The 13,049-nt window shown below is 55.0% G+C and carries 3 protein-coding genes, 2 tRNA genes and 3 rRNA genes; 1 reads left to right on the forward strand and 7 read right to left on the reverse strand.

What is annotated here, in order from left to right; genetic code table 11:
- Positions 1 to 108 precede the first annotated feature (108 nt).
- Positions 109 to 1,977 (forward strand): OPT family oligopeptide transporter, encoded by a 1,869-nt coding sequence (locus J5W70_RS01390; RefSeq protein WP_022395976.1) that lies wholly within the window; start codon positions 109 to 111, stop codon positions 1,975 to 1,977.
- A 70-nt stretch (positions 1,978 to 2,047) separates the two neighbouring features.
- On the opposite strand, the gene J5W70_RS01395 is transcribed toward J5W70_RS01390, so the two are convergent.
- From J5W70_RS01395 to J5W70_RS01425, 7 genes are all read right to left on the reverse strand, one after another.
- Complete coding sequence (locus J5W70_RS01395; protein WP_022395977.1) at positions 2,048 to 4,561, reverse strand: alpha-N-acetylglucosaminidase; 2,514 nt, start codon at positions 4,559 to 4,561, stop codon at positions 2,048 to 2,050.
- 286 nt (positions 4,562 to 4,847) lie between these two features.
- A 5S ribosomal RNA gene (gene rrf, locus J5W70_RS01400) occupies positions 4,848 to 4,963 on the reverse strand.
- A 237-nt stretch (positions 4,964 to 5,200) separates the two neighbouring features.
- A 23S ribosomal RNA gene (locus tag J5W70_RS01405) occupies positions 5,201 to 8,036 on the reverse strand.
- 210 nt (positions 8,037 to 8,246) lie between these two features.
- Positions 8,247 to 8,323 (reverse strand) — tRNA-Ile (locus J5W70_RS01410).
- An 89-nt stretch (positions 8,324 to 8,412) separates the two neighbouring features.
- Positions 8,413 to 8,488: transfer RNA gene (locus J5W70_RS01415), tRNA-Ala, on the reverse strand.
- A 170-nt stretch (positions 8,489 to 8,658) separates the two neighbouring features.
- A 16S ribosomal RNA gene (locus tag J5W70_RS01420) occupies positions 8,659 to 10,170 on the reverse strand.
- The 16S, 23S and 5S rRNA genes sit together here with 2 tRNA genes alongside, the layout of an rRNA operon.
- A gap of 552 nt (positions 10,171 to 10,722) precedes the next feature.
- Positions 10,723 to 12,858: a TlpA disulfide reductase family protein gene (locus J5W70_RS01425; RefSeq protein WP_180973693.1), complete on the reverse strand. Its 2,136-nt coding sequence runs from the start codon at positions 12,856 to 12,858 to the stop codon at positions 10,723 to 10,725.
- Positions 12,859 to 13,049: the final 191 nt, after the last annotated feature.

A 13,049-nucleotide genomic window follows, 5' to 3' on the forward strand; every position in this document is an offset into this window, starting at 1 on the left:
CCACGGGCTCCACGGGCAGGCAAGCCCCAAGCGGGGGGCGTTCCGGAGGAAAGGAAAAGGCAGATACGGCTTTTCCACCGCGCCCGCACATGCTATGTTCCGGCCCGTATGGCACCTACGGAATCCCAGTCTTCCCCCGCTCCTCTCTCCTGCCTGGAAAAGCCGCTGCCCCTGGACGGCTTCCAGGGCACGCCGGATGAAATCGAACAGCAATGGTATGACCGTGTCTACCTGGGCTCCGGAGACAGAATGAAGCAGCTTACCTGGAGAGCCGTCATCGTAGGAATGCTCCTCGGCTCCATCCTCTCCCTTACCAACCTGTACGCCAACCTTAAGATGGGATGGTCCTTCGGGGTGGCCCTGACGGCGGGCATCATCTCCTTTGCCCTGTGGAACGCCTTCGTGCGCCTGGGCATCTCCAAATCCCCCATGACCATTCTGGAAAACACGTGCATGCAGTCCGCCGCCAGCTCCGCGGGCTACTCCACGGGAGGCACGCTCACCTCCGCCGTGGCCGCCCTGCTCCTGCTGACGGGGCAGCACATGCCGCTGGGCGTCACCTTCGCCTGGATATTCTTCATTGCCGTGCTGGGCGTCACCATGGCCATTCCGATGAAGCGCCAGATGATCAACATTGAGCAAATCAGGTTCCCGGACAGCATCGCCACGGCGGAAACCCTCAAGGTGCTCTATTCAGAAGGCAAAAAGGCGGCTGGACAGGCCAAAGCCCTTCTTTACTCCGCCCTCTTCGCCTCCGCCAACGCCATCGCCATGGCGGCGGGAGGGGAACAATGGCTGGGCACCGCCCAGCAGCAAATCCTGGGCAACTGGTACCAGCGCACCATCTTCTTCAAATGGGACCTCATGTTCGTGGGCGCGGGCGCGCTGGTAGGCATGAAAACTTCCCTCAGCCTCTTCATCGGCGGTACAGTCTGCTGGGCTCTCTACGTACCGTGGCTGGAAAGCCAGGGACTGCTTCCCGCGGGAGCGGGCTACCGGGACAGCGTGGGCTGGACCCTGTGGGGAGGAACCGCCTGCATGGTCGTCGCCAGCATCGTGGCCTTCCTGTTCCAATGGAAAAGCATCGTCCGCTCCTTCTCCTCCCTGGGCGCCATGTTCTCCCTGACTAAAAGGCGGGAGCTGACGGACGTGGAAAAAATAGAAACGCCCATGAGCTGGTTCCTGGCAGGCCAGCTCGTCTCCCTGGGGGCTCTCGGCTACCTGGCGTACGTCACCTTTGACGTTCCGTACTGGATGAGCTGCATTGCGGTAATCATCTCCTTCTTCCTGGCGCTGGTCGTCTGCCGGATCACCGGGGAAGCCAACATCACGCCTACCGGAGCCATGGGGAAAGTCACGCAGCTCATCTTCGGCGGAATCGCGCCGGGACACGTGACGGCCAACCTGATGGCGGCCAACATCACCTCCGGAGCATCCAGTTCTTCGGCAGACCTGCTCGTGGACCTCAAGGTGGGCTACCTGCTGGGAGCCAATCCCCGCAAGCAATTCATCGCCCAGTTCTCCGGAATCTTCCTGGGAACCCTCGTCTCCGTGCTGGCCTTCCGCTCCATGGTCCCGGACGTGGACGCGCTTCAGGCCTTCAATGCTCCTGGAGCCAGAACATGGGCGGCCACGGCGGAAGCGCTGGGCATGGGGTTCAGCCACTTGCACAGCATCAAGGTTCTTTCCATCATCGCGGGCGGCATCCTCGGCCTCATTCTGGTGCTTGTCCCCCGCTACCTTCCCGCCGCAGGCAAATGGCTCCCCACCCCCATCGGCTTCGGGCTGGCCTGGGCCATCCAGTGGAACGACTCCTTCCTCTTCTTTGCAGGGGCCGTGCTCGGCTGGGCCGCGGACCGCTTTTTCAAGGCCAAATCCAAGGAATATAAAATCCCCACCGCTTCCGGCATCATTGCCGGCGCGGCCCTGACGGGCATGGCCATCCTGATGTTCAGCATTTACCAGGCGGCACGCTAAATATCTTGACGGACTCCGGTTCTCCGGAAAAAAGCATATTTCGGAGATCCGGCCCAGGGTCGGCATCGCGTCAGCGGGCTTCCTTCTTCAACGTCATTTCACCCTTGGAATCCCCTTCGGAAACGCCGCTCACCTCCGCCTTCAAGGTATAGGAATCAAGGTTTGTGCGGTACTTCTTCAGATCAAGCCTGTAGGAATTATCCTTATTCTCCACGCCGGTCCAGCCTTCATGGGTATCTGCGGCCACCTCCCTGTTCCCCTCGTACAATTTGACGGAATGAATCTTCAGGGCGCTGGGGCCGTTCTTCCACTGGAAGGTGGCGGTGTACGTGCCTGGTCCGGTTACCTGGTCCGTCACGTTGAACTGCAACGGGGATCCCTGTTGGAGGTCCCACGGAGTTCCCGTGGAATGTCTTTCTTCCGCGCTCAGGGCGTCCAGCATTTCCCGGTGGGCATTCATCACGCGGTTGGCGACGGCCAGAGCATCCCCGGACGGCTTCGTGGAATACACCTTTCCATTTCCGGCAAAGGCCAGTTCCTCCCGGACCGTCTTATCCATGAAGGCGGCCTGGGCGGCGGCACGGTCCTTCTTTCCAGTCAGCACATCCAGCTGGGATTCAAAAAAATTCTTCCAGCGGGGCAGATAAAAATCGGCCACAAGCCCGGCCCACTGGCGGTTGGAATAATCATTCAGCGCGCGGGGAGCCTGGTCAATCCACGTGGTAATAAGCATCTTGGCGGACTTGTCCATCAAGGCCTTCTCCTGCCGGGTGCTCCCCCAATCCAGCGCCTTCTTCTGCCAGGTTCCCAGCAGGAACTGGCTGTCCGTCGCCAGGAGGGCGTCCATATCCGAAACCAGGGACAGGAAAAGCTTCACCTGCTTCCTGTAGGCAGGTACGTCTCCGGCGTCAAAAGCGCTCCTGACCCGCTGGAGCTGGTAAAAAGCGGCGTCCGCGAGCACCTGGCGGACGACATCCACCAAATCATAGCGGAAGGTCTCCTCCTTCACCAGGGATGGCTGGTCATTGGCCGCCTTCAAATAACCGCGGGCCGCTTTAACGATGTCTCCCAGATGGTAATACCTCTCTCCGCTGGACCACGTGGAAGCCTTGCGGACGTCCCAGGACGGGCGGGCGCAGATAATGGACTCCGTACACCCCTCCTGCGAACGGGCGGGATTGTAAATGGAGGAAGTCAGGACTTCCAAAGCCCGCACGACCGCTGCCGGAGCGGCGCCGTAACGCTGGCGAGCATACTTCTTGAGCCAGTCCCGGACGGGAATATCCTCCGCCGTCCATAAACGGTCGCTGAAGAGGGCGTAATGCAGGGGATTCGTTTCCAGCCCTTCGGACAAGGTGCCCATTCCCACCAGGCCCTTGTCCCTGTAGCCGACCAAATCACTCCCCAGCCGGGACAGAAGGGGAACCCCGCCGTATAGTCCCGTATTGCCGCCGAAATTGGCCAGCTCGCACCAGACCCAGGGAATACCGTCAAAAGTCCTCAAATTCTTCCCGCCGCCAGCCATGTCCTTGGTGAGCTGCAGCACAAGAGCATGCCTAGGGTCCGTACCGGCCAGCAGCTCGCGGGAAGGATTGCCCCCCCAGGCCTGGATCACCCAGGAAGAACCCGGTGAAGCCTTCTGCATGGCGCCCTGAACCGCCTGCGCCGCGCGCGTCACGTTAATGTCGCCCTTGCTGCCGCCTTCATGGAACAAATCCCCGCCGAACATCTTTCCGGAAATGCCGTATACCTTGCGGAGAGCTTTGTACCAGCCCGCGGCCAGCTTCGGAAAAGCCTCGCAAGTGGGGTCCACAACCCACGGCCTTTTGAAATTGACCCATTCCCCCTGCGGAATAAGCTTCAGCCCCTTCATCTGCACGTTCTCCGCAAAATCCGCAGGAACAAACCCCACATAACCCTGAAGGACGGGAGTCATGCCCAACTGCTCCATGCGGGACACGATGCGCCTACCCATCTGCGCCATCCTGTCAATCTGCTGCTGGGTCAACGGTCCTCCGTGTCCTTCCAGGTTGCCCATATTCCACCAGGCGGCAAAAGCGGGATTGGGGATGAAGCGGAGAGCCTTTTCACGGGGATACCCCAGGCCAATGAGGAAATCCTCCCAGGTCTTCTCCAGGCCTGCCGTCACCAGCGCGTGCGTAAACCCGCTCAGAGCCAGAAAATCAATCTCACGCTGCCAGCGGTTCCAGTCCCAGAAAGCCGCCGTATAGGACAGCGTGCAGTAATTATACGCAAAAACGGTATTCCACGGGGACTCAATCGTGACAGGGGTGGACGGAGCAGGCAACGGAGAGGGAAGCGTCAGACGGTCTCCGTTCCATGAAAAATGCACCTTGGCAATATTTTTCAGATACCAACCGTACCCCGCTACCAGGCGGCGCACGTCAGATGCTTCCACCCGGATGCCTCCGGGAGCGCCAGAAATAGTAATCTTGTTGCCCATGGCCGGATTCAAGCGGAACGAAACGGCGCCTTTTGCAGATGGAGTCACACGAGCCACCACGCCTTCAGCAGCCGCTACGGGAGACATTTCCGCGGCAGAGACGCAAACAAGCGGGGACATGACCGTTCCCAGAACCGAACCGACTGCAAAAGCATGTGAAAGCATAGCACCAACTATACATGCAAAATCCGCGGTGTCTTTCAAGGAGTAATGCAATGGCGGGAAAAGCTGGATAGCCCCCCTTATTGATTTTCTACCGAAGAGCTTGGAGGAGGCAAAGGCGCGACGGCTCGGACAGGCGGCATGTACCAAATGTTCCACTTAGCCGGAGGAAGGAAGATCGCGCCATCAAGAAAACGAACAAGCCCCGCCAGTTGAGGAACTGGCGGGGCCTGATGAAAAAAAATCCCGGCGGCGACCTACTCTTGCGGGACCTATCGTCCGACTACCATTGGCGCGGCAGCGTTTCACTTCCGGGTTCGGAACGGGACCGGGTGGGACCACTGCGCTCTGGCCACCGGGCTTCAGGGGGAAGAGGGCTTTTTTTCTCTTCATCCTGCCTGCCCGGGAGCCCTTGGGGGGCTTTGAGGGGGATTTTTTAAGGGTTGTTGTGTGTGTGGCTAAGAAGATTTCCTCTCGTTACGAGGGGAAGGAATCAGCGTAAACTGACATCTGCGTGGCTGGTGGTGTTACTTTTAAACATACATCCAATGAACAAGACAACAGCAAGTTGTTATTCACGAACGGGAGTGATGTAATATGATGAAGTCTATTGGTGATTAGTATCGCTTGGCTCAATACATTGCTGCACTTACACCTGCGACCTATCAACGTGGTGGTCTTCCACGAACCTATAGGGAAAACTCATCTTGGGATGGGCTTGGCGCTTAGATGCTTTCAGCGCTTATCCCGTCCGCACTTAGCTACTCGGCCATGCACTTGACAGTACAACCGATGCACCAGTGGTGCGTCAGACCCGGTCCTCTCGTACTAAGGTCTGAACCCCTCAATTTTCCAACGCCCACAGAGGATAGAGGACCGAACTGTCTCGCGACGTTCTGAACCCAGCTCGCGTGCCGCTTTAACCGGCGAACAGCCGGACCCTTGGGACCTTCTCCAGCCCCAGGATGCGACGAGCCGACATCGAGGTGCCAAACCACGCCGTCGATATGAACTCTTGGGCGTGATCAGCCTGTTATCCCTAAGGTACCTTTTATCCGTTGAGCGACGGCAATTCCACTTTCTACCGCCGGATCACTTGGGCCTGCTTTCGCATCTGCTCGACTTGTTGGTCTCACAGTTAGGCGGGCTTATGCCCATGCACTCGACACCCGGTTGCCAACCGGGCTGAGCCCACCTTCGCGCTCCTCCGTTACTCTTTGGGAGGATACCGCCCCAGTAAAACTGACCGGCTGACACGGTCCTCTGGCCGGATTCACGGCTCAGGGTTAGATCCTCCAGTTTCAAAGGGTGGTGTCTCATTGATGACTCCGACGCCCCCTAAAGGGCGTCTTCAGCGTCTCCCACTTACTCTGAGCATTAAAACCGAAGAAACAATGACAGCTTACAGTTAAGGTCTATAGGGTCTTTCCGTCCTTCTGCGGGTAGGCGGCATCTTCACCGCCACTACAATTTCACTGAGCGCCTGGTTGAGACAGTGCCCAACTCGTTTCACGATTCGTGCAGGTCGGAACTTACCCGACAAGGAATTTCGCTACCTTAGGACCGTTATAGTTACGGCCGACATTCACCGGGACTTGGGTTCAGAGCTTCGCCTTGCGGCTAACCCCTTGCCTTAATCTTTCGGCATTGGTCACGTGTCACACCCTATACTTCGACTTGCGTCTTTGCAGAGTGCTGTGTTTTTGATAAACAGTCGGTTGGGCCATTTCTCTGCGGCCTGCATCGCTGCAGGCACCCCTTCTTCCGAAGTTACGGGGCTAATTTGCCGAGTTCCTTAACCAGGTTTCACTCTTACGCCTTGGTATATTCTACCCACCCACCTGTGTCGGTTTGCGGTACGGGTCGCTTAGCATACGCTGGGGCTTTTCTTGGCACTCGATCCAATGATGCGCTGAGTCCGTGGACTCAACTCGGAATTCAATAACCTAGTCATCTTTTCTCATGCGTCCCCCCAGTTTAAGGGTCGCGAGCTCAGGATTATTAACCTGATATCCATCGCCTACGCCTCTCGGCCTCGGCTTAGGTCCCGGCTAACCCAGGGACGAAACACGTTGCCCTGGAAACCTCGGGTTTACGGCGGCCGGGGATTTCACCCGGCTTTACGTTACTCATGTCTGCATACTCACTTGCATGTGCTCCAGGGTCAGTCGCCATCACCCTTCAACGCGCATGCAACGCTCTTCTACCACTCTACCGTAAGGTAAAGTCCAGAGCTTCGGTATAACGCTTGATCGCCAATCATTTTCGGCGCAGGATCACTCGATGAGTAAGCTATTACGCATTTTTTAAATGGTGGCTGCTTCTAAGCCAACATCCTCACTGTCTGTGTAATCCCACATCCTTTCCACTGAGCGTTATTTAGGCACCTTAGCTGCTGGTCTGGGTTGTTTCCCTCTCGACAATGAAGCTTATCCCCCACTGTCTCACTGCCACGTTCCATTGCACGGTATTCGGAGTTTGATAAGGTTTGGTAAGCGGGTGTGCCCCCTAGCCTTGTCAGTGCTCTACCCCCGCGCATCAGCACGTGACGCTGCACCTAAATGCATTTCGAAGAGAACCAGCTATCACGGGGTTTGATTAGCCTTTCACTCCTACCCTCAGCTCATCAGAGAACTTTTCAACGTTCACCTGTTCGGTCCTCCACATGGTTTTACCCATGCTTCAACCTGGCCAAGGGTAGGTCACCTCCGCTTCGGGTCCAGTACCTGCGACTTAATTCGCCCTATTCGGACTTGCTTTCGCTGCGACTCCGGGCCGGAAGCCCTTAGTCTTGCCACAAACACTGACTCGCAGACTCATTAAACAAAAGGCACGCCATCGCAGATTGCTCTGCTCTGACACTTTGTAGACATACGGTTTCAGGTTCTATTTCACTCCGCTCACAGCGGTTCTTTTCACCTTTCCCTCGCGGTACTTGTTCACTATCGGTCGCCAACTAGTATTTAGCCTTGCGCGGTGGTCCGCGCTGATTCATACATCGTTCCACGTGTGATGTATTACTCAGGATCCCACTAATTCCCACGCTGGATTTCGTCTACAGGGCTTTCACCTTCTACGGCCAGCCTTTCCAGGCTGTTCTACTATCCAGTATGGTCGAATATCTCGTGGTCCTACAACCCCGAAGGAGTACCTTCGGTTTGGGCTCCATCCGCTTTCGCTCGCCACTACTTACGGAATCGATTTCTCTTTCTTTTCCTCCGCTTACTGAGATGTTTCACTTCAGCGGGTTTCGCGTTTCATACCCTATGTATTCAGGTATGAACGATCGAGTATTGCCTCGATCAGGTTACCCCATTCGGATACCCCCGGATCATCGCTTGCTTGCAGCTTCCCGAGGATTTTCGCAGCTTGCCGCGTCCTTCTTCGCCTGTTGGCACCAAGGCATTCACCGTACGCCCTTACTTACTTCATCATATTGCAAAAGTTTTTTACCACTTCCACAATACCACAAAGCCCTTTCGTGACTTACTGTATTGTCTTATTTCTTGGTATGCATGTTTTAAATTGTGTATTGTAGTTGTTTTTCAACTACCCACTTTGTTGGAAAGCAATTGCTTCTCAGCAATTGTTTTCTTTGCCACGCAGATGTCAATTTTCGCTTTCCCTCAATAATCGATTTTTTTGGTGGGCCTGACAGGACTTGAACCTGTGACCCCGCGCTTATCAAGCGCGTGCTCTAACCAACTGAGCTACAGGCCCGGTTTTGGGTCTCGCAGAGGCAGTTAACAGTGAACAGGCAATAGTTAATAGCCATTTATCGTTCTCCGTTGCCGCCTTCTTACCGAAACTGGTGGAGGCACGGGGACTCGAACCCCGGACATCCAGCTTGCAAAGCTGGCGCTCTACCAACTGAGCTATACCCCCAGTTGCGGTTCTTTTTGAAAAAAGGTCGTCACGCACGTCGTGCCTAGTTTCGCTCCAAGCGAACTGGCTGTTTACACATCTTTGGTTCGTTGCGGGCCCTCGCGGGTTTCGCTCTCTCTTCCCTCGGGAAGAGATCCGACCTGTGCATTTTTCATGCACTTTCTCCATAGAAAGGAGGTGATCCAGCCGCAGGTTCCCCTACGGCTACCTTGTTACGACTTCATCCCAGTTACCAGTCTCACCTTAGGACCCTGCCTCCTTGCGGTTGGCTTCAGATACTTCGGGTGCGACCGGCTTCCATGATGTGACGGGCGGTGTGTACAAGACCCGGGAACGTATTCACGGCGCCGTAGCTGATGCGCCATTACTAGCGATTCCGGCTTCGTGTAGGCGGGTTGCAGCCTACAGTCCGAACTGGGCCCAGTTTTTAGGATTTCCTCCGCCTCGCGGCTTCGGCCCCCTCTGTACTGGGCATTGTAGTACGTGTGCAGCCCTGGGCATAAGGGCCATACTGACCTGACGTCGTCCCCACCTTCCTCCCAGTTGATCTGGGCAGTCTCGCCAGAGTCCCCACCTTTACGTGCTGGTAACTGGCAACAGGGGTTGCGCTCGTTGCTGGACTTAACCAAACATCTCACGACACGAGCTGACGACGGCCATGCAGCACCTGTGTAACGCCTCCGAAGAGTCGCATGCTTTCACATGTTGTTCATTACATGTCAAGCCCAGGTAAGGTTCTTCGCGTTGCATCGAATTAAGCCACATACTCCACCGCTTGTGCGGGTCCCCGTCAATTTCTTTGAGTTTTAATCTTGCGACCGTACTCCCCAGGCGGCACGCTTAACGCGTTAGCTCCGGCACGCAGGGGGTCGATTCCCCGCACACCAAGCGTGCACCGTTTACTGCCAGGACTACAGGGGTATCTAATCCCTTTCGCTCCCCTGGCCTTCGTGCCTCAGCGTCAGTTAATGTCCAGGAACCCGCCTTCGCCACGAGTGTTCCTCTCGATATCTACGCATTTCACTGCTACACCGAGAATTCCGGTTCCCCCTCCATTACTCTAGTCTCGCAGTATCATGTGCAGTCCGGGGGTTGAGCCCCCGCCTTTCACACACGACTTACGAAACCGCCTACGCACGCTTTACGCCCAGTGATTCCGAACAACGCTTGAGACCTCTGTATTACCGCGGCTGCTGGCACAGAGTTAGCCGTCTCTTCCTCTTGTGGTACTATCTTTTTAATTTGCTCCCACATGACAGGGGTTTACAATCCGAAGACCTTCATTCCCCCACGCGGCGTCGCACCATCAGGGTTTCCCCCATTGTGAATGATTCTCGACTGCTGCCACCCGTAGGTGTCTGGACCGTGTCTCAGTTCCAGTGTGGCCGGACATCCTCTCAGACCGGCTACCCGTCATCGCCTTGGTGAGCCGTTACCTCACCAACTAACTAATAGGACGCGAGCCCATCCCCAAGCGCATTGCTGCTTTAATCTTGCGATTTTATGCGGTATTAATCCCAGTTTCCCGGGGCTATCCCACTCTTGGGGGCAGGTTACTCACGTGTTACTCACCCGTGCGCCACTAGAGAATTATTAGCAAGCTAGCAATTCTCTCGTTCGACTTGCATGTCTTATCCACGCCGCCAGCGTTCGTTCTGAGCCAGAATCAAACTCTCCATCAAATATAATTTTTGAAATTGCTGGACCAAATGGAATCTTTCGATTTCATCTGCGCCATGCTTCAGTCAGCTCTTCCCTCAAGTTGTGTCTCTTGAGGTCCTCTTCGCTCTGCCAAGCACGGCGCGCGTCACGACCTTTTTTCTTTCCCCTTGCTTCTACCAATCCGCCCCTCTCGGAGCTAGGTCGCTCCTTCGGGTTTTTTCTCCCTCACACGTCTCTCGACGCATTCAGGAAAACCCTCGGCGGGTTCGGTAGTCATTCCCTTGAAATCTTCTTATCGGCCCCTTTAATGAGGCTCTTCCGGGTGGCCGGCCCCGGCTTCATTCAGGCCCTCTTCCGAGTCCCTCCTGCCGCCGGGCTTTTCATCCCGTCGCCGTGTTGGCGTGCCGAGAAGTCTACCATTTTCACCTCCCTTGTCAATTTTTTTCGAGTCGTTTTTTGTGAGATTTTTTTAGCATTCTAAATATTACTGATTCTTAACGTATTACATTTTTCTCTTTTCCCGCAAAAAAGGCCCCTTTCATCACGAAAGGGGCCTAAACGTTTCAGAATTCTTAAGCTTCCGCCTGTTTTTTCTTCATGGCTACATACTGGTGCATGAGGGGTAATTCCCGGAGTGCATTCACAGCGTCTTTTTTCGCCTGGGCGTAGTCTTTTTTCTCCATGGCCATTTCCATCATGACTTGATAGCAAGCCGCATTATAACCACCGTCATCCCGCGTATTGAAGTCTTTCATGATCTGGAGGGCATGCCGGGCCGCTTGATAGTTGTATCCACGCATTTCATCCGACCCATTCAGGATTTTCAGGAGGTAAGAAGCCAGGGAGTCTTCCTTCGGAAAACGCTTCAGCACCTGGTCTATGATGTCCGCCACCTTTTGGTAGTCCTTCTCCTTCCAGGCTTTCCCCGCCTGAACTTCCGCCACTGTAGAGGCAAACCATCCGTCATCGGCAAATCGCTCGGCGTTTTCCTCAATCAGTTTTTTGTATTCATCAAATTTCTTTTCCTTGCGCAGTTCAAAGGATTTTTTGATGACTGCCTGCAGGGCCTGCTGATGAGCTTTGCGCTTCGCATCCTCCTCAGCAAACCGGTTCTTGTCAAAAGAGTCCCAGAGGGCCGTTTCCGCCACCCACGCGGGCATCCTTTTAATTTCCCCTGCCCACAGCAATGTTCCGTCACGAACGACGGCGGCGGCAGGGAACGAATTAAGCTTCAGGGAATCAAAAAGTTCCATCACGGAATGGTCCGACGGAATACCGACAGGGTAGGCAGTCCATCCTTCCGGACCAGACAGATATTCCTGCATCTGTTTTTGATCCATCGGAATGACACCCAATACCACAGCCTTCACCTTGGGATTGTCCAGAAGACCATATTTTTTCAGGACTACATCAAGCGTTTTCCCCGGAGCTCCATCACTCCACATGCCATTGTTCCTCGCAGCTCCTCTCCAGAAGCTGATAAATACGGTTTTGTCAGAAGGCAAGCCCGTCAGCCCGGGATGATTGAACCAATTCAGCTTGCTGAAAAGGGGCGTGTATTCCTTGTCTTCCTGCACAGGCCCCATTTCCTGCATTTTCCGAGGAGGCTCCGGCTTAATTTCCTCAGCTACCTGGTCCACAAGGGATTGGAACGTCTCCGAATTGCCCGAAAGCTGCTGCAGCTTCGTCCACGCCTTGCTGATGGAGGTCAGGGAAAGCGCCTTTTCCATATCCCGAAGCGCTTCCTTCATGTTGCCCTGCCGCTCCCGGAGTTCACCCATCAGACGCCAGGGAAGGGAAGCTTCCTTGTTGCCTTTCCTTGAGATTTCAATGCAACGGTTCAGGCACCGCTCCACCAGAGCGGCATCCATCTTGCCGGCAGGAACTGATTTTCCTTCCATCAAGGTTCCAGCCACATTGATCTGCACGCGGTAGTTGTCCGGATATTCCTTGCACAAGCTGTCAAGTACCGACTGTGCTTCCTGGAATTCTCCTTTTTCCGCTAGTACGATGAACGGGATCATCTTCAGTTGAATCATCTGATCCTGTTGAAATTCCCTTGAATCCTGGATTTGCTTTAAAAACGCCATGGCTCCCTGTTTTCCTTCTTTCCGGACCACCTCGCCCAGCTTTTTCGAGACTTCCCGATAACGCTTCCACTCACGGGCGCCCGCATCAGAATTTTCCGACGGAAGGGAAGCGGCGGAAAAATCAGGTTTCAACATGGCCTGCATGATTTCTTCCGAGAGTTTTACGGGATGTCCGCGCCAGATGAGTTTACCGTTCTTTACGGCAAAGGCATGCGGAATGCCGTTCACATCCATAGGAGCCAGCCATTTTTCCCTGGTTCTCTTTCCATCCACATCCACCGCCATTGTGTAAGTAAGGGGAGACGGCCGATTTTTTAAAAATTCCTTCAGAGCCTCCGGAGATTTCCGGTCCATGACATTGACTCCTATGATCTGCATGCCCGGGTTGTCTTTAAATGCCTGATGCAGTTGTTCCATATGGGGCATGGCGGCCAGGCACGGTCCGCACCAGGTGGCCCAGAATTCAAAGATGTATACCTTGTCCTTTTCCCATTCCTTGACAGGCGTTCCCTGCAGCCATACTTCCGGCAATCCCTCCAGGGAAAGGGTGGGAAGAGCATCCGCAGAAGCGGCAGTTTTATTTTCTTTTTTTTCAGGAGAGGCAGCCAGTAAAGGCATTCCCGCAGACATCATAAAAACCGCGGAACACCCCAAGGCGAATAAAGAGGAATTTAACATGATAACACGGTACTCCCGGAACGGGCTTCGTCAAGCCAATAGAAGAAGATGAACCAGAAAGTATCCCTCCCAACGGGCGCTCCTTTTCCGGAACAGCGGTAAAAATACCTTGAAGAAGGAAGAATATTAAA

The organism is Akkermansia massiliensis, assembly GCF_018847375.1.
GTDB lineage: Bacteria > Verrucomicrobiota > Verrucomicrobiia > Verrucomicrobiales > Akkermansiaceae > Akkermansia > Akkermansia massiliensis.